Origin of the sequence: Roseibium sp. (assembly GCF_965276855.1) — a bacterium.
In the GTDB taxonomy this organism is placed as follows: domain Bacteria; phylum Pseudomonadota; class Alphaproteobacteria; order Rhizobiales; family Stappiaceae; genus Roseibium.
Genome location: NZ_OZ255700.1, coordinates 2,380,440 through 2,401,379, shown reverse-complemented (window position 1 = coordinate 2,401,379; position 20,940 = coordinate 2,380,440). Strand labels below are relative to the sequence as shown.

Here is a 20,940-nt window from a genome sequence, read left to right as displayed (position 1 = left end):
TCAATTATTTAACGCCTCTGAGGGCTGGTTTTCCTGTGAATTGCGTGTTGCCTGTCAAGGTTGAAGAAGGGCTCTCGGTGGCCATTTATTTGATTCCTAGGCCCTATCCAGCGAACCATTCTCGGGTGTGACCCCATTCTTCGCCTTTGTAATTGAGGAAATCAGTACGCCTTTGGATAAACGCCCGGTATTCCGGCTGATGGATCAGATTGCTGTAAACGTCCGAAACATCCGATGCCCCGAACGTATGGTTTACCCAGTCCTCATAGGAAGTGATCTCGTAGTGCCAAATCGGGTCTGTCTTTGTGGTGATGGATCGCCCAATTCGGTTTGTGCAGGCTTCGGACATAACGTTTGCCAGTAGGTTTTCGTTGCCAGACCTCACGATAAAGCTGTCATGAACCGGTAGGGCAAGTTGTCCATGTTCCATCATCCCAAGCATAACAGTCTCGGCAATATCTGAATCAATCCGTTGAATTTCGATACCAATTCCTGAGTTGAAGTGTCTAGCGATTGGGTCATGTTTGGCCCTTAGGGCCTCCTTGAGATCAGCGAAGGTCATTCCCGGTGGAAGCTCGTCTTGCCTCGGAGCCCGCATGCGGTTGTTCTGCGCGTTGATTACCTGCAGGAAAGTCTTTTTCAATAGGTCCCGATACTCAGACGGAACACCTTCGATCTCATAAGAATCCTCCGGTGCATCTAAGCCTTCCATGGCATAAAGGATTGCTGGTTGCATGCTCGAGTAGTCAACTTCTGAGACTGGGTGCCAATTGATCGTTATGTACTTGCGGTAGTCACTTTTTATTTGTTGCCACCACCCTCCATAGAATCGGCCACCATTCTGAAAAGACCCATTGTTGAAGACACGGTACAGGGTTCTTTGTTTTGCTAGATTATAAACGGAACTGAGGCTGGATCTCTCACCAGGTAGATTTTCTTCAGCACGATTGGTGAGTGCCTGAGATAGCTCATTGTCAGGGATGCTAAGGTCAATCCAATGATCCGTAAGGTAGGAGTTTATCGTAACCAAATTGGCTGTCATCTGAGCAAGGTCAGGATGATCCGGAGTAGAGACTAGGTTTCGATTTTCATCCCTCATTCTGATGATAGGCACAGGGGTATTCTTGAATAGATTTAGAAACCCTATTGAATTGATATTGTTGAATAAATTAGTGTTCCCAGTAGTACCCGGAGAAAGACATTCACCGATTGTATCTTCCCTGGTTTCTGGTGTGGAGAGAGCCAGCAGTAAGCTTTTCTGAGCGCGACATCGGGTGACATATCCTCCGGCTGAACCTTCACCGGAGTGATTATAATTTCCCCCACGAAACTCAATGAACCCATTGTCATTCAAAAAATCAAAACATCTCCTAAGAGCTCTCGATCCAACTTTATTCGGATTGTAAGGGGAGACAGAATAAGAACTATTCCTTCGACTAAGGAGGCAATAGGCATCAGGATTCAATCTGTGAACCATTATGAGATTTGATAGGATAAAGGAAAAAGCATTCGAATGATTTCTGATATTTGTCACATTAGCCGTGAGGTTCGCTTCTGTCAGAACTCTCAGTACTAAGCCTTCAATCAAAGGGGAGAAAGCTTCTGAGAGCTGTAGGGATAAATCTGCCCACATGCCAAAGTGTATGTCATTGGCAGTCTCTGCCGTTATCGACTGATTTGCATTAGTCATTGAAATTCCAAGATTATTTATAAGTGTTAAAACAAATTGACGAAGCGATCAGATATTCCGCTGAGATTTATATAGTAGCCTTGCCAGCCTGCTCTTCGAGCTTTGGGACCGAGTGGTTTTCGTGGAACAAACATATCACGGGTTTGTAGATCTGACGGTAGATAGAATGCATTCACCCTTGTTCTGGTTTTATTGGTTTGAACAACGAAAAGAGGGAAAAAGATTCCTGCTTCCATCCGTTCACTTTGTGGTCCCCATGCTGCACCGAGGATTGTCTTTGGCAGGATATGCGGTGTTTCCGTAGTTCGTGATTTCACCTGTGCCAGATAGCCACAAAAGTCACATATGATGTCTGCACATTTGAAGTTTGGAGGAAGTCTTTTTAGTGTTTTGTTTCGTTTGCATGAGGGGCAATCAATTGCGAGCCGAATTTGTTCCTCGCCAAAGGTCCCCAGCTTTTGTTTGTCCGTGGCCACGCTTAACCCTAGCTTTGCTAAATGCTTTTTGGAAATTTCATCTGAATGGAATCAATTCTTGCGTGAGCATATCGCATAAGCATTTTCGTGTCCCTGTGACCCGAGATTGAAGCCACCTCAGGCACCGTCAGCCTCATCTCGAAAAATCTTGAGATTGCCTCATGTCTAAGGTCATGGAAGTGAAGGTCTTCGATGTCCGTTGGCTTCAGCATCCGTTCCCAAGCCATCCGAAGAGCATTTGCCGTGATAGGAAAGACCTTCGTTGTCTTTTTGTTGCTGACTGAAGGGCTGACTTGTCTCCAAATGTCCTGCAACAGCGCAACAGCTGTGGGTGTCAGGGGGATGGTGCGTGAATAGCCATTCTTTGACTCTAGGATGGTTACTGAGCGCCGTTTGAGGTCCACTTGATCCCAGTGTAGCCCAAGAATCTCACCCCGCCTCATGGCCGTTTCTATGGCGAATATGACGATCCATTCAATGTACGGGCTTTGTCGTGTTCTGGCTGCTTCTAGGAGCTTTTCCCGTTCTCCATCTCGAAGGCGGCGCTCTCGTCTATTGTCCCGTGCCTTCAGCCTCAAGCCTTCAACCGGGTTCTCCTTGATCGGTATGCCCCACTCGGTTCTGGCTACATTGAACATGTGACAAATCGGATTGAGCTGACGTTTCAATGTCGCACTGGAAATAGTTTTCAGCCTTCGGTTCCTATATCCAGCAAAGTCAGTCACCGTTAAGCTGCACAGGGTTTTCTGACAGATCGGATCTCTGAGAAAGGCATCCAGGACAATCGTTTCGTCTCGTGATCCTTTCTTGCCGGGAGTGATCTCCGTTTTGTATCGAACAACCAAATCTGCCAACAGATGTTTTTGTTTGGTTTGTGTTGGCAGTAAGTCGCCTCGATCTGCTTGGACCTCCATCAACCTTGACCATTCCTGAGCGTCCCTCAGTTGGTGGAATGTCTTTGAAATAGGTCTGTGACCCTTCCTCCGAATTTGAACCTGATACTTACCTCTGTGCTTCCGAATTGTGGACATGATGAAACCCGCTGTGACCATAGTGTGACCAGCAGCTTGTCCAATCGGAATTTTGTATCTGGGGTCGAGCTAATTTGACAATTAAATCAGCTACTTAAGATGGCGCACCCGAGAGGATTCGAACCTCTGGCCTCTGCCTTCGGAGGGCAGCGCTCTATCCAGCTGAGCTACGGGTGCTTGTCAGGCGCGCGTTTACCGCGCGGCGGATAGAAGGTCCTGATACAAGAGACCGCGAAAAGAGGCAACGGCTTTTTGATAAAAAGCAACAGCTTCATCCCGTGCTCCAAGCCCAAAGCTGTCAGCGTCCCTTTGCGCAGAAAAGCCTGCCCAAGGTGATAGGCTCAAGCGTTTGCTGCGTATGGTAGGGACCATCAACGAGCGACGTGAGACCACATGAGCGCCAAGGCATGCCGCAATCTTATCTTGATCCTCGGAGATCAGCTTTCCGCCGACATCTCAAGTCTGCGTCAGGCGAACCCGGAGGCGGACGTCATTCTCATGGCAGAGGTGATGGCCGAGGCCACTTATGTGCCGCATCACAAGAAGAAAATCGTTTTTCTGTTTTCCGCCATGCGCCACTTCGCGCAGGAGCTGCGGGATGCCGGTTGGACTGTCGAATACGTACAGTTGGATGACACGGACAATTCCGGGTCCTTTGAAGGAGAGGTGCGGCGGGCAGTCAGACGGCTTGCGCCGGAACGTGTCGTGGTCACAGAACCCGGGGAATGGCGCGTTCTTAAGAATATGAGGCAGTGGCAAGACGTTCTGGGGCTGCCGGTTGAGATCAATACAGATAGCCGGTTTTTCTGCGATGCCAGTACCTTTCGCGGCTGGGCGGACGGTCGCAAGCAGCTGCGCATGGAGAATTTCTATCGCGAGATGCGCAAGTCAACCGGGCTGCTGATGGATGGGGACAAACCCGTCGGAGGCAAGTGGAATTATGATGCGGAAAACAGAAAACCCGCCAAGCAAGAACTCTTCATGCCGGCGCCTCTGCGGTTTGAGCCGGATGCGATAACCCAAGAGGTCTTAGATCTGGTCGAATATCGGTTTGAGAACCACAACGGCCATCTGGAACCTTTCTGGTTTGCAGTTACCCGCGCACAGGCCGAAGAGGCGTTTGAACATTTTCTAAAGGTAGCCCTTGAGAACTTTGGGACTTACCAGGACGCCATGTTACTGGGCGAAAAGTTTCTGTATCACGCAGTCATCTCGGCCTACCTGAATGCCGGACTTCTCAGCCCGAAAACTGTCTGCGGGAAAGTCCAGGAGGCGTATTATGCTGGCAAATGCCCTTTGAATGCAGCTGAAGGCTTCATTCGCCAAATCCTTGGGTGGCGTGAGTATGTTCGCGGTATCTATTGGCTGAAGATGCCGGGCTATGCGCGCGAAAACGCGTTGAAAGGAAAGCGTCCATTACCAGCATTTTATTGGACAGGAGAAACGTCCATGAAATGTGTTCAAGAGGCGGTCGGGCAGACCCTGGAAGAAGCATATGCCCATCATATTCAAAGGCTGATGGTGACTGGCAATTTCGCGCTTCTGGCAGGTGTTGATCCAGTCGAGGTCCACGAATGGTATCTGGCCGTTTACGCAGACGCATATGAGTGGGTCGAACTGCCAAACACGCTCGGCATGAGCCAGTTTGCAGACGGCGGATTGCTCGCCTCAAAGCCCTATATTTCCAGCGGCAATTACATAAACAAGATGTCGAATTATTGCGAAACCTGCGACTACAATGTGCGGAAAAAGACCGGGGAAGGGGCGTGTCCGTTCAACGCGCTTTACTGGGACTTCCTTGATCGGCACGCAGACGAGCTGGGAACCAACCCGCGGCTTGTCCAGCCTTATGCGACCTGGCGGCGGATGTCGGATGAGACGAAGCAGGAATACTTGGGCAGTGCGAAGGCTTTTCTTGAAAAGCTTGATGCTGGCGAAATTGTGTAATCAGTAAAAATAGCATGGTGAATATTTATTAATCACCTTTGTGTCGTGCAGGGAGTATTTGACGCCTATCTTCCGGGACCAAAAAAAACGCGCAGCCATTAAAGACTGCGCGAAAAAAGTTACTGTGCACGTGGCCCCATCGACCACGGGCGCAACTCTAGCGGCATACTGGGGTATTGTCATTACCGTAAAATATTTTATTTTTTGATTTACCGAGATGCGACTGATCGTTATTCATTCTTGATTGTGATGGATGGCGCGTGAATATCTAAAATAGATATTTATTTTAGAGACTTATGGCTTGCGAAAAACGTGAATGGAACGTCATTAGAATGGCCAGTCTGCGTCTTATTCGCGTTTCTATTGGCAGTTATTCGGAGTGTTTTTTCCAGCTAAAGGTGTAGCGCTGGTCACTTTCACGTTTGCAATCCCCTGTTGTACGAAACCGAGCTTTTGAGCGGCCGCCTGCGTCACGTCGATGATCCGGCTTTTTACAAAAGGGCCCCGGTCGTTGATGCGAACCACAACCGATTTGCCGTTTTTCAGATTGGTGACCGTTGCGAGCGTGCCGAAAGGCAGGCTTGGATGCGCAGCTGCCAGCTTGTTTGGGTCCGCCTGCTCTCCGTTGGCGGTGGTTCCCCGCAGATTGTACCAAGAGGCCTTGCCGCATTGAACAAACGCTTCCTCTGCCTTTGCCGGAGCAGCCCAAGCGATACTGCTGAGGACTAGCGTTGCAAAAACGGAATTCCGCACTTTGAGCGAGGTTGGTTTTGGCATGAACTGATCCCGTACTATCAACAGGCGGATCTGTGCCGCCGCGTTTCGACATGAGCGGCCCTCTTAACGCTAAGGCATGATGAAACTGTGGCAAATACTACATCGGCACTCAATTGAGTAAAATTTTAATAAAAATATATATCAAAATAGTAAAATCAAATTAACTATATTAATACGAAGTCCTGTGGGTAACGAAAGTGCGAGAAAATCCCCCGGATACTTATGCTAGGTAAGGCTATCGAATCTGACGCCTTAGTATTTCAGTTTCCGCGTCCTCAGTTGTTTGTTTGAGAGGGATGATCTGGTGCAGATCAGACAAGGATTAATGCGTGCTTCGAACATGGAGGTCACGGCCTCAGAGAAGCTCGACGAGACGACGCTTTACGCTGATCTACTGGAAGTGATGCCGGTCCCTGCCGCTTATGTCGGCTTGGATGGTCATATAATTCTACAAAATAGCCAGTTGCTGGACCTTTGCGAGACCGCGGCAGATCCAGGTCCTTATCAGTATTTAACTGATATGATGACAACTGATGGATGGGGCCGGGTTCAAGTCGCGCTGTCCACCTCTTTGAGTGGAGTGCCGATCCAGTCCAACGGCACACTGGAATTTCGCTGCGGAACCGTGCTCTGCCGCAAGATCCTCTGCACATCTTTCGTCTCTTTCGTAAACAACCAACCGGCAGTGCTCATTCAATTCGAGCAGGACATCGCGGATGAGCGTGAAAAGCCAGACAATCTGAAAGCTGTGAAGGCTTCATTGGCGGGTTTGGAGGCGCAGGGTTCTCTCCCCAATGGCGTTGCATTGAAGCATTTCCCAGACGAGGTGCTGATCTTTGATGCCGTGGATCCAGCTGAGGTGCGTGCTGCGCGGATACTGGAGACAATTGGTGGCAGCTATAACGCAGAAGACCTTGCCGCTCAGCTGAGCGAGTGTTCGGTTGACGTCGTTCAGACGCTCTACATTCCGCAAAACGGGCCCATGCCGGGTACCGATGCGGACAGAAAGATGTGCGAAATCAGGCTGGTTCCTCTGCCAGCCGATGTCGGCGGTGATGATGCCGGCATGATGGCAATCATTCGCAGGAATGTGGATTGCCCCCATGAAATCGCTGAGAACCGCAGGCTGGCCTATCAGGATCCGCTTACAAGTCTGGCAAACCGGCGGGCGTTTACAAGGGCGCTGGATACCGAGCTACAACGACTGGCGCGTGATGAAAGCAGCGGCTTGGCTGTGTTCTACATCGATCTTGATGAATTTAAGAAGGTCAACGATCTCGGCGGGCATGACGCCGGTGACGATATGCTGCAAAGGGTTGCGTCAAGTCTGGCTCTAACCCTGGGCGAGTTCGGCACGGCTGCCCGAATTGGTGGAGACGAATTCGCCGGCATGCTCCCTGCGGTCAATAAAGAGGCCGCGATGGCCGTTGCCGGGGAAATACTGGACGCTTTTGCAAGGATCCGGCTTGAGGTGTCTGATCGGGTTTTCACAATCGGTGGATCGGTCGGCGTAGCGTATGCAGCGGATTGGTTTGCGGTTGAAGGTTGTGATGGTGCCGCGCTTCTTGGATTGGCGGACCGGGCGTGTCTGCGCGGCAAGCGTTTCGGGGGGCATTCGGTCCAGGTACACACGGTGCGGCCGCAAGACTGGCCTTCGGTTGGACAAGGCGTCGGCGTTTTGCCGGAGCCAGGCAGTTTTCAGGCCGGCGAACTGGCACTCTATTCCATGCCGATTATCTGCTTGAGCCGGAACAAGAAGTGCGGCGCCGAGATATTATTGCGTCTTCAGGGTGATCGGTCGCAAGGCTTGTCATCAAAGGCCTGGATCAGCGCGGCGGAACGGTCGGGCTTTATTGCCCAGGTCGACAGTTGGACCTTGGACAAGGTTTTGGACGCAGCAGAGCGCTCCGTAAACCGCACCACGCTGACGATGAATGTGTCGGCTGATTCAGCACGGGATGCGGGGTTCCGGGACAGCTTGTATCAACGGCTTTCGGTCAACCCGCTGCTCGCCTCCCGCCTGTGCCTTGAGATCGCGGAGAAGGATTTTCTGCGCGAACCGGCGGATATCTCCTACTTCATCAAGTTTGTATCCGATCTGGGGTGTCAGACCGCGATTGATGATTTTGCCGGTCACTGGCCGGTGCTGTCCCGGTTAACGGGATTGCGGGTCGACTGGGTCAAACTGGCGGCAGGGGTCGCGCAAGAGGCGCTGGACGATTCGGCAAAAGCGGGCCTGCTAAAGGCTTTGGTCGGTGCGGCCCGGGAACTCGGGCTGAAGACAATTGCAAAGCACGTCGAGACCAAAGCTGAAGCAGACTTGCTGCGCATGTTGGATATCGAAGCGGCTCAGGGTTTTTACTTTGGCCGTCCGGAGCTGTGGCCGGAAGCCGGTTAACGATTGCGATGAGAATACGTAAAAAAAGCGGCCTGGGCCGCTTTTTTGATGTCCGAAGTGTAGATCAGATGTCCAGGTTGGCAACGGCCAGCGCGTTGTCCTGGATGAACTCCCTGCGCGGGTCGACCTCATCGCCCATCAGCTTGGTGAAGATATCGTCAGCATCGTCTGCCTCACGCACCTTGACCTGCAGGAGCGAACGTACATTCGGGTCCAGCGTTGTTTCCCAGAGCTGATCCGGGTTCATCTCTCCAAGACCCTTGTACCGCTGCAGAGAAATGCCTTTTTGCCCGAAGGCAAAAACGTGCTGCAGGAGCGCGCGGGGCCCCCGGATCTCTGTCGGAACATCCTTGCGCTGCAAGACTGCGGCCTTGCCATACACCTCGTTGAGATGGTCGGCATGGGCTGCAAGCCGGCGGGCATCCGCCGAGCCCAGCAAAGCTGCATCAATCGTCGCAACTTCCTGAACGCCCCGGACGGTGCGGGTGAACACCAGGCTGCCATCGTCGCGGGCTTCTCCGGTCCAGCCGCGCTCAAACTCATCGGCAAGGATGTCCATCCGACGGGCGATGTAGGCTGCAGCTTCTTCAGCCTTGCCTTGATCTTCCAGAATTTCGGTGTTGAGAGCGCCCGCAATAGCGGCCTGTTCGACCACATCACGGTTGTAGCGTGAGTGCAGGCCATCAAAGATGTCAGAGATGGCCCGTGCGGTCTCAACGACCTGCCGCAAATCCTGACCAGTGCGAACCTCGCCGTTTGCAAGCTTCAACGAGGTGTCGTCCGATCCTTGCGCAATCAGATAGTTCTCGAGCGCTTCCTGGTCTTTCAGATATTGCTCCGACTGGCCGCGTTTCACCTTATAGAGCGGCGGCTGGGCAATGTAGACATAGCCGTTCTCGATCAGCTCCGGCATCTGACGGAAGAAGAAGGTCAACAGCAGGGTCCGGATGTGCGCGCCGTCCACGTCAGCATCGGTCATGATGATGATCTTGTGATAGCGCAGCTTCTCGATATTGAATTCTTCCTTGCCGATCCCGGTGCCAAGAGCGGTGATCAATGTGCCGATCTCGTTGGACGAGAGCATCTTGTCGAAGCGGGCCCGCTCCACGTTCAAGATTTTTCCGCGCAAAGGCAAAACCGCCTGATTTTCCCGGTGCCGACCCTGTTTGGCCGAGCCGCCCGCGGAATCACCCTCCACCAGGAAGAGCTCAGCCTTGGACGCGTCGCGTTCCTGGCAGTCTGCAAGTTTCCCGGGCAAAGACGCGACATCCAGTGCGCCCTTGCGCCGTGTGAGTTCACGGGCTTTTCGCGCAGCTTCACGGGCAGACGCTGCTTCAACTACCTTGGAGACAATGGTCTTCGCGGGTGCCGGATTTTCTTCCAGCCATTCGCTCAAGGTTTGGGAGATCAGGTTTTCAACGACCGGCCGGACTTCAGATGAAACCAGCTTGTCTTTGGTCTGCGACGAGAACTTCGGATCCGGGACCTTGACCGAAAGGACGCAGGTCAGGCCCTCGCGGCAGTCATCACCGGACAGCGAGACCTTTTCCTTTTTCATCAGGCCGGTCGCTTCGGCGTAGCCGGTGACCTGACGGGTCAAAGCGCCGCGGAAGCCTGCCAAGTGTGTACCGCCATCCCGCTGCGGGATGTTGTTGGTGAAACACAAAACCTGTTCGTGGTAGCTGTCGTTCCACCACATGGCGGCCTCGACCGTGATGCCGTCCTTTTCCGCCCGCACCGCGATCGGTGTTTCGATGAGCGGATGTTTGGCCCTGTCCAGGTAGCGCACAAAGGCTTCCAGGCCGCCTTCGTAAAACAGTTCTTCAACCACATCTTCCACGCCGCGCTTGTCGGTGAGGATAATGCGGGCACCGGAGTTCAAAAAAGCGAGTTCCCGGAGGCGGTGCTCCAAAGTTGCAAAATCAAACTCTGTTTTGGTGAAAGTCTCTGGGGACGGCAGAAAGGTGACTTCCGTGCCTTTTTTTCCATTGGCTGGTCCGACAACTTCAAGCGGGCCCACGGCATCGCCATGGGCAAATGTCATGAAGTGTTCCTGGTCATTCCGCCAGATGCGCAGATCCAGTTTTGTGGACAGCGCGTTCACCACGGAGACGCCCACGCCATGCAAGCCACCGGAGACCTTGTAGGAATTCTGGTCGAACTTACCGCCGGCGTGCAGCTGGGTCATGATGACCTCGGCCGCTGATACGCCCTCTTCAGGGTGAAGGTCGGTCGGAATGCCGCGGCCGTTGTCAGAAACCGTTACCGACCCATCCGGGTTCAATGTCACGGTGACGTGGTCTGCATGTCCTGCCAGGGCTTCATCGATCGCGTTGTCGACAACCTCGTAGACCATGTGGTGCAGGCCGGAACCGTCGTCGGTGTCGCCGATATACATGCCGGGGCGTTTGCGGACCGCGTCCAGACCCTTCAGAACCTTGATGGAATCGGCGCCATACTCGGCACCATTTTCTGCTTCGGGAGTGGCGCCAGGCTCGGGCGTAGACATATCGCTCATGCGAATCATTCACCAATCGGTTTTTGTTTCTTGGCCACGTTATACGGTGTTCCAACCGGCGTTCAACTGCACGCTGGCTGCAGGCCCGTTCAGGGCGGGAATATAGTGGAAAACCATAAGATTCAGGCGGATTTATGGGCTTCGGTTCCGCGGATTAGGCGGGCTTCGTTGTTGCCCACTTCAAACACTTCGGAATGAACCGGCAAAGCATCGAAGAGGGAGGCATCGGTGCCGGTCATGAACACCTGGCCGCCAAGTGCATCAAGGCGTTCAAAAAGTGCTGCGCGGCGGTCCGGATCAAGATGGGCTGCCACTTCATCGAGCAGCAAAACCGGCGTCATTCCGGACACCTTTGCCGTGAGTTCAGCGTGCGCCAAAACAAGCCCAATCAGGAGTGCTTTTTGTTCTCCGGTAGAGGACTGGGCTGCCGGCATGTCCTTGGCGGCATGGCGGACTTTCAGGTCACTCAAATGCGGTCCGGTCAGAGTGCGCCCGGCCGCGCGGTCCCTATGGCGTCCCTGTTCGAGAAGGTACCGGTAATGATCTTCCTGATCAGAAGCGGTCATACCGATCGTCTCGGCTTCGAACGTGCCCTCAAGGGAGAGACTTGCTTGCGGAAAGGTCGTGTTTTCGATGGGTTGCCCGTCAATCATCTGCTTGAGCAGCCCAACGGTTTCCTGACGGGCGAAGGAGACGGCCGTTCCGAGGCTTGCGACTTGAAGTTCGAGGGCGCTCAGGTAAGCGTCCGACCCACCCTGGTCCAGCAGCTTGTTGCGCTGCCGCAGGGCGTTTTCAAAGTCGCTCACACGGCGTCCATGGGCGGGGTCGATCGCAAGGGTGAGGCGGTCGAGAAACCGGCGCCGGTCGGATCCAGGACCTGTAAACAGTCCATCCATTGACGGAACCAGCCAAAGAACCCGCATGTAGTCGAGCAGGCTCTCCGAGGAGCGCATGTCCTGACCATCGATCCGCACCTTGCGCCCGGGAATGCCAGAAGTTGCGCCGGTCCCAAGACTTGTCTCCATATCATCAAGGTGGATCTTGGCAGAGACACTCCAGGTCCCATCGCCGCCAACGCGGGCAATATCCGTCAAAGCCGCCCGGCGCAATCCTCGCCCGGCCGTCAGAAAGGAAATTGCTTCCAGGATATTTGTTTTGCCAGCGCCATTTGCGCCGACAAAGGCCACCATGCCAGCCGACAAGCCGATGCCCATGGTGGCATAATTTCGGAAGCCGGTCAGGGTTAGACGGGTCAGCCGTGCCGACCGGGGTGCAGTCATGACCGGTTTCCGTTGGCGCGATTAGACCCGCATCGGCATCAGAACAAACAAACAGTCGTCGACTGTATTGTCCTGAATGAGGGTCGGGGATCCGGAATCTGCCAGACGGAACAGGGCTGTGTCGCTGCTGAGCTGGTTTGCAATGTCGAGCAGGTAGCGAGAGTTAAAGCCGATTTCCAACGGATCTGAGTCGTACTCCACGGCCAGCTCTTCCGTTGCGCTGCCAGAATCCGGGTTGTTGACGGTTAAAACCATACGTCCATCGCCAAGTGCCAACTTCACAGCACGTCCGCGCTCGGATGAGATTGTTGAGACGCGATCAACCGCTTCTTTGAATTCATCGCGGTCAACGCGCATTTCCTTGTCATTCCCTTGCGGGATCACACGGCCATAATCCGGGAAGGTGCCGTCGATGAGTTTCGATGTCAGAACAACCGTATCTGTTGTGATGCGGATCTTGGTGTCCGACAACTCAATTTGTACGTCCGCTTCCGGATTTTCCAAGAGCTTCTGGATTTCGCCGACTGTCTTGCGCGGCACAATAATGCCTGGCATGCCGGAGGAGCCGGAGGGTGCGGCGACCTCTGCCTGCGCCAGACGGTGGCCGTCGGTGGCAACAGCTCGGAATTGCTGGCCGTTGGCAGCGTCGACAGTGTGCAGATAGATCCCGTTCAGATAGTACCGGGTTTCCTCGGTGGAAATCGCAAACTGCGTGGTATCGATCAGTTTGCGGATGTCCGACGCGCTCAATGTGAAGCCGTGGCTGAAATCACCAGCGGTCAGATCCGGGAAATCGGTTTCCGGCAGCATCTGCAGGGTGAATTTCGAACGGCCGGCGCGGATTTCCAGTGTGGTGTCGTCTCCGGTTGTTTCCAGAACAACCTGGGACCCTTCCGGCAGTTTTCTGACAATGTCATAGAACATGTGCGCAGGAACTGTCGTGGCACCTGGCATTTCGATCATGGCCGGCACGGTTTCGACAATTTCAAGGTCCAGGTCAGTGGCCTTCAGGTTCAAGGCCCCACCATCGGCGCGCAGCAAAACGTTGGACAGGATCGGGATAGTATTCCGGCGTTCGACCACCCGGTGCACATGGGTCAAGGACTTGAGGAGGTCGGTCCGCTCGAGGGTCGCTTTCATACGCTGCATCCGTACTCGTGAAACACCAGACAGAACGTCCGGTCGACTGAATTCTTATGGGCTCCGGTGAGGGAGCGGGGGAAAGACACTGCCCTCAACCGGCTCCAAAAGCAAGGGGGCGCTCGCTTGGAACGCCCCCCTTTTTTGGCTGAAAAGACAGTCTATTCGTCTTAGGCGTCCAGCATGCGCTTCAGGAGTTCAATCTCCTGCGCGAGCGCATAGTCGGCACGGGCCATTTCTTCAATCTTGCGTACCGCGTGCAAAACTGTCGTGTGATCCCGATTTCCAAAACGACGGCCGATTTCCGGCAGCGAGCGCGGTGTCATGACCTTTGCCAGGTACATCGCGATCTGACGCGGGCGTACGATGGTACGCGTGCGGCGCGCCGACAGCAAATCTGCCTTGGTCACATTGTAGTGCTTGGAGACCACGCGCTGAATGTCTTCGATCTTTACCCGGCGCGGTTCGCTGGAGCGAACCAGGTCGCGCAAGGTCATCTCCGCCATTTCTTGCGTGATCGGCTGGTTGGTCAGCTGATTGTGCGCGATCAGACGGTTCAATGCGCCTTCAAGATCACGGCCAGATGAGGCGACATGCCGCGCAATGTAGTCGAGCACGGAGTCCGGCACATCAAATTGCGGGTAGGATTTGTGGGCCGCTTCAACGCGGGAAACCAGGATGTTCCGGCGCAGAGCGAAATCCGGTTCCTGGATGCCAACAACGAGGCCGCCGGACAGTCGTGACCGGACGCGGTCGTCCAGCGTGTCGAGATCAGATGGAGCCCGATCCGCAGCAACAATCACCTGACGAGCGCCGTCGATCAAGGCGTTGAGTGTGTGGCAGAATTCCTGCTGAACCTGCTTGCCATGAAGGAACTGCATGTCATCGATCAGGAGGAGATCAATGGTGCGCAGGTTGTCTTTAAAGGCAAGGGCGGACTGCGATTTCAGCGCTGCGACGAACTTGTACATGAAGTGCTCTGCCGTTAGGTAGAGCACTTTACGTCCGCTGTTGCGCACTTTCGCTGCAACGGCCTGCATCAGATGGGTTTTGCCCAGTCCCACGGACGCATGCAGGTAGAGCGGGTTGAACGTTACCGCTCCGCCAGCCGCGACTTGACGAGCAGCGGCCAGAGCAAGGTTGTTGGAATCGCCCTCAACGAACGTCTCGAAAGTATATTTCGGATCAAGCGCTGCGCCCTGCAATACATCACGGGCGCTGTCAGATGCGCTGTCACCCCGGCCAACGGCGGCTGTTGCCGCTTGCGCGCGGGTCACATGCGTCGCATCGCCAATGGTTTCCGAGCGTGTGTCGATGGCTGCGTTCTGCACACCAGCTGCCCCTGCCGGCAGGCTCGGCTGAACAGCCGTCACCTGACGTGGCCGAATGGCGCCACGAACAGTCAATTCGATCCGATGGACGTTGTCGCATTCGCGCTGCCAAAGCCCCATCAGACGTTCATTGTAGTTATTTTGGATCCACTGCTTGAGGAACCGGGTTGGAACGGACAACCGCACAGTGCCGTCCTGATGTTCCTCCAGATCAACCCGGGCGAACCAGCTGGTGAACACGTCGTCCCCCAGTTCCGCACGGAGTTGCTTTTTGACCCGCGTCCATTGTTCGGAGCCGCCTGCCTCCTGAACCTGCATGTTATCTGCCTCCTGTACTGGGAAGAACAGTCCGCCACAGCCGTTCTTCGTTCTAACGCCTTGCCGCTTTAGCAGCTTATGTGCCCCGTTTTTGGGGCGATTTTATTACAATCCGGGCACAGCCCGGTTATCTCCCCTGATCGCCAGGGGAATTTCTTAACCCTGTACCCAAGGCAATCCGGCGGCCTTCCAACCAGATTGCGTCCCGCGGTGGGCATGTGCATCAAGCCCGCCTTCGAAACCTTCAGATACATTGTAGCAATTTGTGTAGCCGGCTTGGGTCATTGCCTGGGCAGCCGCTTGACTGCGCGCGCCGGAGCGGCACAGAAAATAGATTGGCGTCTCCGGGTCAAGTTCTTTTTTGCTCAGGCGGTCAGAAAGGTCCTGAACGAACTCCAAATTAGGGCCGCTGGGTGGGAAGCTCTGCCATTCGACAAAAACCGTTTCCTTGCCCAATGCGCGCAGGTCCGGCACACCAACAAACGTCCACTCAGCTTGCGTGCGCACATCGACAAGGACAGCTTTCGGATCCTCGGATAGAGCCGTGAATGCTGCTTGAACGTCGATATTTCCCGCATACCCCATTTCGCTAAACACAATGTCCCCTTTCAAAGGCCATTTGGCCATTGAATTATAGTTTAATCAGTAGAATGAGAGCTAAATTAGGTTCAGAGCGTACCTAAAAATGACGTGTACTGAATACAGTAATGTATTCATTTTCAGCCCGACTGGGTAAGTGCTTAGCGATGTGGAATTTTGACTTTTTCATTGTTAGATCCAAGCACTGTTTTTCGTGTCGCGCCGGTCTTTTCTCTGCCAGCACTGAGACAATATACAGCCAGCCCTTTTGGTTCAACAGCCGTTGCGAAGGAATATCGGTTCCGGCCCCGTGTGAACCCAAAATGCAACATTGGGGGTGATCTGTGGGTGAGGCTGCAAACGCTTTTCACTGCAATAACTTTTTGCCATTTTCGCCCCCAGATAAGGCGGGTTTGGACTTTTTTAAAAAAAATTTCGGAACTGATACCTTGACTCGTATCGAATCCGGTTTGAACTGGTTTTGAATAGCCTACATATCTCTAAGACACTGAAAAATATTGGTATTCGTTGCTATAGAGAAGTTAAGCATTTTTTACAATCTCTCCGAGTGCCAAGGCTGATTTTGGCAATCCACAAAATTGCGCGGCTAAAAAAACCCGGCGCGATGGCCGGGTTTTTTTCATTGTCCAATTTTGGACGAATTTATGCGCTCAGAGCCTTGATCCGAGCATTAAGGCGGGAAACCTTCCGCGACGCCGTATTGGCGTGCATGGTGCCTTTGGAGGCAGCGCGCATGATTTCCGGCTGTGCTGCTTTGAAGGCATCGTTTGCGGCAGCCTGGTCGCCAGAAGCGATTGCTTCTTCAACCTTGCGCAGATAGGTGCGCACCCGGCTCCGACGAGCTTTGTTCGTGGCCGTCCGGCGGGCAATCTTGCGGGCCGCCTTCTTGGCCGATGGTGTGTTGGCCATGGGCTCAATCCTGATCGGTATATTGGGACTTTTGTCCGGTGACGATCGGGACTTGAGCGCATGAGCGATAGAACCCGATCAAAAAACAACGGCGGCAGAAATCCGCCACCGATTGGGCGCTGCTTATAATCCTGACTTGGGCCGCCGTCAACGGCTTTGTCGCTGGTGAACCAAGATTATTTGTTGTTGAACTGCGGCGAGCGTTTCTCAGTGAAGGCCGACATACCTTCTTTCTGGTCTTCCAGGGCAAACATGGCTTGAAAAACACGGCGTTCGAAGCGAACCCCTTCGGACAGAGTTGTTTCATAAGACCGGTCGACACTCTCTTTTGCCATCATAACTACCGGCAACGAGAAGTCTGCGATCTTTTCTGCGGCTTTCAAAGCTTCTTCTAGGAGGTCATTGGCTGGCACAATGCGGCTGACAAGGCCGCTGCGCTCGGCTTCTTCCGCATCCATCATCCGCCCGGTCAGCACCATATCCATGGCTTTAGACTTACCGACAAACCGGGTAAGACGCTGGGTGCCGCCTGCGCCCGGGATAACGCCTAGGGTGATTTCCGGCTGGCCAAACTTTGCTGTGTCAGCCGCGATGATGAAATCGCAGAGCATAGCAAGCTCGCAGCCCCCGCCGAGGGCGTAGCCAGCAACTGCGGCGATGATTGGCTTGCGGTTCTGTGACACCCGGTCAAACGGGGTGATCAGGTCGGTCTGATAAGCGGTCGAGAAGGTGTGCGGCTGCATTTCCTTGATATCGGCGCCAGCTGCAAATGCCTTCTCCGATCCCGTGATCACCACACAGCCGATTTTCTCATCTGCGTCGTATGTATCCAGCGCGGAGCCGAGCTCTGCGATCAACTCTGAATTGAGTGCATTCAGTGCTTTTGGCCGATCGAGAGTGATCAACCCAACCTTGCCGCGTTTTTCAACCCGGATGTTCTTGTATCCCATCGTGTCTGCTCCCCGTGGCAGGATATCTCGATTGCGTGCGCCATGGGTAGCCGACCGGGCCTGTGTCTGGCAAGGCATCGCTGCCGTTTCAGATGGAGTTCTATCTTTGGCAAATAGGGCAATAGAATGTTGACCTGTTCGACTGGACGATACGGCGAACAGTCCCGGTGCAGTTGGGTGTCCGGCAATGCGCACCCTCTTGGTCATAGACGGCAAAAGAGTGCTGGAAGTATCCGAGCGTGCCGTCCGCTTGTGTGTGGTCCCGCAAAGAAGACCCTCCAGCTAAGATGGCATCTTCAAGCGTTTGGCGGATGTTTTGGGCAAGGATGCCTGCTTTCTTCGTCGGCATGCCTGCCTTTGTTACCAGCGTGCTCGCCATTCGTTTGGGACTGAGCCCGCTACGCCAGAGCGCCTCACATACATATATGTTCCCAAGGCCGGCGATCAGCTTCTGGTTCAGGAGCGCGGCCTTCAACGGGGATTTACGGCCTGCAAAAAGACGCGCCAGGACCTCACCGCTCAGTGCATTCCCGAGTGGCTCCAGCCCAAGTTCCCGAAAATATGGATGCGCGGACAGGTCTGTGCGTGGAACAAGGCCCATGAAGCCAAAGCGGCGCGGGTCATTGTAGATGATGCGCGCGCTGCCGTCGTTCGGAAGGCTTAAATGGAAGACAACATGGTCATGTTTCGGATCCTTGTTCCGCTCGTGCGCAAACGCCCCGGGTGTTGACTGATCAATGTCGTTTTCGATGCGGAATGACCCCGACATGCCCAAATGCATGATCAAGACATCACCGCTATCCGTGTCCGCCAGCAGATACTTGGACCTTCGGGACAGGGCTGTGACAGTCCGGCCGGTCAGTCTCTCCACGAAATCGTCGGGAAATGGAAACCGCAAGTCCGGCCGGTTCTGATCGACCTTGGTCAGGAGTGCTCCTTCGAATGTCGGCGCCAATCCACGTTTGACCGTTTCCACTTCGGGCAATTCAGGCATTTATTCTCTGGTCTCCGGTAAGGCAGCGCGATATAGGCCTGCGGCATATGGTGTTTTCGTGGCCGGCAAACATAGCGCTCTGAAGGCGCTTGTACTATGGTCCGGCCAAATTTTGGAAATGAATGACGCTTGGAGCCGCGCAGATGACGCAACAGGCTAATAGCCAGACCCGCACACCGGAAGATATGCCGACCAGTTTCGGCTTTACAAAGGTCGGCGCGGGGCAAAAGCAGGCCCTTGTAGACGACGTCTTCCACAAGGTCGCATCCCGCTATGACCTGATGAATGATCTGATGTCCGGCGGTCTGCACCGGGTTTGGAAGGACGCCATGGTCTCCTATCTGGCCCCGCCAAAGTCCAGTGCATCCGGCTGGCGTCTTCTGGACGTCGCGGGTGGCACAGGTGACATCTCGACCCGGGTGGTTGAGAAGTCTCACCGGTCTGCGAAGGCCGTTGTCTGCGACATCAACAATTCCATGCTCAATGTTGGCCGTGACCGGGCCGAAAAAGCAGGTCTCTCCGATCTGATCACGTTCTCGCAGGGCAACGCTGAAGACCTGCCCTTCCCGGACAAAAGTTTCGATGCCTATACGATCGCTTTCGGTATCCGGAATGTGCCGGACATTCCCAAGGCACTGCGTGAAGCGCATCGGGTCTTGAAGCGTGGTGGCCGCTTCATGTGTCTTGAGTTCTCGGAGGTCGACGTTCCCGGACTGGATAAGGTCTACGACGCGTTTTCCTTCAATGCGATCCCGGCCATGGGAAAATGGGTGACCGGCGACGGTGAACCGTATCAGTATTTGGTGGAATCGATCCGAAAGTTTCCGAGCCAGGAACGCTTTGCCGAAATGATCCGTGAGGCCGGTTTTGCGCGGGTCACATATCGCAACTATTCCGGCGGGATCGCCGCATTGCATTCTGGTTGGAAACTCTGATCCATGGCATTTGCGGTGATGCCTTTCTTCCGCCTTGTGCGGGCTGGTTACGTCATGGCACGCGAAGGCGTGTTCGGTCTTGCGCATTTGCCCGACCTGCCGGCGGGGCCTCGGCTTGCGATCGGTATGGCGCGGCTGCTGGAGCGCCGGGCGGTCAAAGACAAAAGTGCAGAACTGCGTCTTTCAGATGCAATGAACCGTCTCGGCCCATCCTATGTGAAACTTGGTCAGTTTCTGGCAACACGCGAAGATGTTGTTGGCAAAGAGGCAGCAAAGGATCTCGCGGCGCTTCAGGACCAGCTGGCCCCGTTTGATCACAAGGAAGCGCGGGCAGCGGTCGCCGAACAACTGGACCAGCCGATTGAAGATGTCTTCGTGGAGTTTGGCGAGGCAGTCGCTGCAGCCTCGATCGCACAAGTCCATCCCGCGATCGTTCGCGATAAAGACGGTACCGAGCGCAAGGTTGCGGTGAAGGTTCTCCGGCCCGGTGTGCAACGCCGGTTCCAGCGTGATCTTGAAAGCTACTATCTGGTCGCCCGGTTGGTTGAGCGCTTTCATGCGCCGTCCCGCAGGCTCCGGCCGGTTGCTGTTGTTGACACTCTTGCGCAATCCGTCGCGATGGAAATGGATTTCCGCCTGGAGGCCGCGGGCCTCTCGGAAATGGCGGAGAACACCGTGCAGGATCCAGGGTTCCGCGTGCCGCAAGTCGATTGGATCCGGACTGCCAAGGGCGTCCTAACGATGGAATGGATCGACGGCCGCAAGATGTCGGACGTTGAAGGTCTCACAGAAGATGGGCAGGATCTGGAAGCACTCGGTGCAGCAGTCATCCAAAGTTTCCTGCGCCACACACTGCGGGACGGCTACTTTCATGCAGACATGCACCAGGGCAACCTATTCGTTGAGCCGGATGGCACCTTGGTCGCGGTCGATTTCGGAATTACGGGACGCTTGAGCAAGCGCGAGCGGAGGTTTTTGGCCGAAATCCTGTTTGGGTTCATTACACGTAACTACAAGCGGGTCGCGGAAGTCCACTTTGAAGCAGGCTACGTGCCCGCTGATCAGGATGTCGATCTGTTTGCGCAGGCCATACGGGCGATTGGCGAGCCGATCCATGGTCACGATGCGAGTGAAATCTCTATGGCCCGGTTGCTGACGCAACTGTTTGAAGTGACCGAACTGTTCGAGATGCGCACACAGACACAATTGATCATGTTGCAGAAGACCATGGTCGTTGTGGAAGGGGTTGCCCGTTCTCTCAACCCGCGGCTCGATATGTGGCGGACCGCGGAGCCGGTGGTTGGCACCTGGATTAAGGAGCATCTTGGACCTGTTGGCAAGGTGCGGGATGCGGGGGATGCGCTGTCGGCGCTGGCCCGGATCGCAACGGATATGCCGCTGTTTGCCGACCGGATTGGCCGCATGTCGGAAGAAATTGAAAAGATGACGACACAAGGCCTGCGGTTCAGCGAAGAAACAGCCGAATCCATCGGAAAAGCCGAAGCCCGGCATACGCGGTCTGGCCGCATCGCTCTGTGGGTGATCGCACTTGCGCTGAGCGCGATTGCTGTTGACGCTCTCATTTAAATTCGGTGCGTGTTCATGAGATGAAACACCCGTATTGTTGACGAGGTAGAAAGATCATT

General features: G+C 54.5%; 16 protein-coding genes and 1 tRNA gene. 4 read left to right on the top strand and 13 right to left on the bottom strand.

Going from position 1 to position 20,940, the window contains the following annotated elements:
• Positions 1–103: 103 nt before the first annotated feature.
• The 4 genes from ACQY4Z_RS11000 to ACQY4Z_RS10985 form a co-directional block, all read right to left on the bottom strand.
• Complete coding sequence (locus ACQY4Z_RS11000; RefSeq protein ID WP_428529177.1) at positions 104–1,690, bottom strand: hypothetical protein; 1,587 nt, start codon at positions 1,688–1,690, stop codon at positions 104–106.
• Positions 1,691–1,716: 26 nt separating this feature from the next.
• A complete protein-coding gene (locus ACQY4Z_RS10995) occupies positions 1,717–2,166 on the bottom strand; it encodes a DpnI domain-containing protein (protein ID WP_428529175.1) in 450 nt (149 codons plus the stop codon).
• 17 nt (positions 2,167–2,183) lie between these two features.
• Complete coding sequence (locus ACQY4Z_RS10990) at positions 2,184–3,080, bottom strand: site-specific integrase (protein ID WP_428529174.1); 897 nt, start codon at positions 3,078–3,080, stop codon at positions 2,184–2,186.
• Positions 3,081–3,297: 217 nt separating this feature from the next.
• Positions 3,298–3,374, bottom strand: a tRNA-Arg gene (locus ACQY4Z_RS10985).
• Between the two features lie 216 nt (positions 3,375–3,590).
• Between ACQY4Z_RS10985 and ACQY4Z_RS10980 the strand changes: the two genes are divergently transcribed.
• Complete coding sequence (locus ACQY4Z_RS10980; RefSeq protein WP_428529172.1) at positions 3,591–5,144, top strand: cryptochrome/photolyase family protein; 1,554 nt, start codon at positions 3,591–3,593, stop codon at positions 5,142–5,144.
• A 360-nt stretch (positions 5,145–5,504) separates the two neighbouring features.
• On the opposite strand, the gene ACQY4Z_RS10975 is transcribed toward ACQY4Z_RS10980, so the two are convergent.
• Entirely contained in the window at positions 5,505–5,921 is a 417-nt protein-coding gene (locus ACQY4Z_RS10975) for a septal ring lytic transglycosylase RlpA family protein (protein WP_428529170.1), read from the bottom strand.
• Positions 5,922–6,246: 325 nt separating this feature from the next.
• Here ACQY4Z_RS10975 and ACQY4Z_RS10970 point away from each other — a divergent pair, with 325 nt between their 5' ends.
• On the top strand, positions 6,247–8,319 hold the full coding sequence (locus tag ACQY4Z_RS10970; RefSeq protein WP_428529168.1) for an EAL domain-containing protein: 2,073 nt from the start codon (positions 6,247–6,249) through the stop codon (positions 8,317–8,319).
• A 64-nt stretch (positions 8,320–8,383) separates the two neighbouring features.
• Here the strand turns inward: ACQY4Z_RS10970 and gyrB are convergent, their stop codons facing one another.
• The 8 genes from gyrB to mutM form a co-directional block, all read right to left on the bottom strand.
• Positions 8,384–10,837, bottom strand: a complete 2,454-nt coding sequence (gene gyrB, locus ACQY4Z_RS10965) for a DNA topoisomerase (ATP-hydrolyzing) subunit B (RefSeq protein ID WP_428529166.1) — start codon at positions 10,835–10,837, stop codon at positions 8,384–8,386.
• A 122-nt stretch (positions 10,838–10,959) separates the two neighbouring features.
• On the bottom strand, positions 10,960–12,117 hold the full coding sequence (gene recF / locus ACQY4Z_RS10960; protein WP_428529164.1) for a DNA replication/repair protein RecF: 1,158 nt from the start codon (positions 12,115–12,117) through the stop codon (positions 10,960–10,962).
• A 21-nt stretch (positions 12,118–12,138) separates the two neighbouring features.
• Complete coding sequence (gene dnaN / locus ACQY4Z_RS10955) at positions 12,139–13,257, bottom strand: DNA polymerase III subunit beta (RefSeq protein ID WP_133949345.1); 1,119 nt, start codon at positions 13,255–13,257, stop codon at positions 12,139–12,141.
• 170 nt (positions 13,258–13,427) lie between these two features.
• Positions 13,428–14,906: a chromosomal replication initiator protein DnaA gene (dnaA, locus tag ACQY4Z_RS10950; protein WP_428529161.1), complete on the bottom strand. Its 1,479-nt coding sequence runs from the start codon at positions 14,904–14,906 to the stop codon at positions 13,428–13,430.
• Between the two features lie 156 nt (positions 14,907–15,062).
• Positions 15,063–15,491: a rhodanese-like domain-containing protein gene (locus ACQY4Z_RS10945; protein ID WP_428529525.1), complete on the bottom strand. Its 429-nt coding sequence runs from the start codon at positions 15,489–15,491 to the stop codon at positions 15,063–15,065.
• A 657-nt stretch (positions 15,492–16,148) separates the two neighbouring features.
• Positions 16,149–16,415, bottom strand: a complete 267-nt coding sequence (gene rpsT, locus ACQY4Z_RS10940) for a 30S ribosomal protein S20 (protein ID WP_040451298.1) — start codon at positions 16,413–16,415, stop codon at positions 16,149–16,151.
• Between the two features lie 176 nt (positions 16,416–16,591).
• Positions 16,592–17,365, bottom strand: coding sequence for an enoyl-CoA hydratase (locus ACQY4Z_RS10935; RefSeq protein WP_008193734.1), 774 nt, complete (start codon positions 17,363–17,365; stop codon positions 16,592–16,594).
• A gap of 100 nt (positions 17,366–17,465) precedes the next feature.
• A complete protein-coding gene (gene mutM, locus ACQY4Z_RS10930; RefSeq protein WP_428529158.1) occupies positions 17,466–18,359 on the bottom strand; it encodes a bifunctional DNA-formamidopyrimidine glycosylase/DNA-(apurinic or apyrimidinic site) lyase in 894 nt (297 codons plus the stop codon).
• A gap of 185 nt (positions 18,360–18,544) precedes the next feature.
• Between mutM and ubiE the strand changes: the two genes are divergently transcribed.
• Complete coding sequence (ubiE, locus tag ACQY4Z_RS10925; RefSeq protein ID WP_428529523.1) at positions 18,545–19,294, top strand: bifunctional demethylmenaquinone methyltransferase/2-methoxy-6-polyprenyl-1,4-benzoquinol methylase UbiE; 750 nt, start codon at positions 18,545–18,547, stop codon at positions 19,292–19,294.
• 3 nt (positions 19,295–19,297) lie between these two features.
• A complete protein-coding gene (gene ubiB / locus ACQY4Z_RS10920; RefSeq protein ID WP_428529156.1) occupies positions 19,298–20,881 on the top strand; it encodes a 2-polyprenylphenol 6-hydroxylase in 1,584 nt (527 codons plus the stop codon).
• Positions 20,882–20,940 lie beyond the last annotated feature (59 nt).

Excerpts from the sequence above, each read along its gene's own strand:
- ubiB (WP_428529156.1), top strand. The coding sequence starts at position 19,298 with ATGGCATTTGCGGTGATGCCTTTCTTCCGCCTTGTGCGGGCTGGTTAC.
- rpsT (WP_040451298.1), bottom strand. The coding sequence starts at position 16,415 with ATGGCCAACACACCATCGGCCAAGAAGGCGGCCCGCAAGATTGCCCGC.
- ACQY4Z_RS10970 (WP_428529168.1), top strand. The coding sequence starts at position 6,247 with ATGCGTGCTTCGAACATGGAGGTCACGGCCTCAGAGAAGCTCGACGAG.
- ACQY4Z_RS10975 (WP_428529170.1), bottom strand. The coding sequence starts at position 5,921 with ATGCCAAAACCAACCTCGCTCAAAGTGCGGAATTCCGTTTTTGCAACG.
- ubiE (WP_428529523.1), top strand. The coding sequence starts at position 18,545 with ATGCCGACCAGTTTCGGCTTTACAAAGGTCGGCGCGGGGCAAAAGCAG.
- recF (WP_428529164.1), bottom strand. The coding sequence starts at position 12,117 with ATGACTGCACCCCGGTCGGCACGGCTGACCCGTCTAACCCTGACCGGC.
- dnaA (WP_428529161.1), bottom strand. The coding sequence starts at position 14,906 with ATGCAGGTTCAGGAGGCAGGCGGCTCCGAACAATGGACGCGGGTCAAA.
- ACQY4Z_RS11000 (WP_428529177.1), bottom strand. The coding sequence starts at position 1,690 with ATGACTAATGCAAATCAGTCGATAACGGCAGAGACTGCCAATGACATA.
- dnaN (WP_133949345.1), bottom strand. The coding sequence starts at position 13,257 with ATGAAAGCGACCCTCGAGCGGACCGACCTCCTCAAGTCCTTGACCCAT.
- ACQY4Z_RS10990 (WP_428529174.1), bottom strand. The coding sequence starts at position 3,080 with ATGGAGGTCCAAGCAGATCGAGGCGACTTACTGCCAACACAAACCAAA.
- ACQY4Z_RS10935 (WP_008193734.1), bottom strand. The coding sequence starts at position 17,365 with ATGGGATACAAGAACATCCGGGTTGAAAAACGCGGCAAGGTTGGGTTG.
- ACQY4Z_RS10945 (WP_428529525.1), bottom strand. The coding sequence starts at position 15,491 with ATGGGGTATGCGGGAAATATCGACGTTCAAGCAGCATTCACGGCTCTA.
- ACQY4Z_RS10980 (WP_428529172.1), top strand. The coding sequence starts at position 3,591 with ATGAGCGCCAAGGCATGCCGCAATCTTATCTTGATCCTCGGAGATCAG.
- gyrB (WP_428529166.1), bottom strand. The coding sequence starts at position 10,837 with ATGAGCGATATGTCTACGCCCGAGCCTGGCGCCACTCCCGAAGCAGAA.
- mutM (WP_428529158.1), bottom strand. The coding sequence starts at position 18,359 with ATGCCTGAATTGCCCGAAGTGGAAACGGTCAAACGTGGATTGGCGCCG.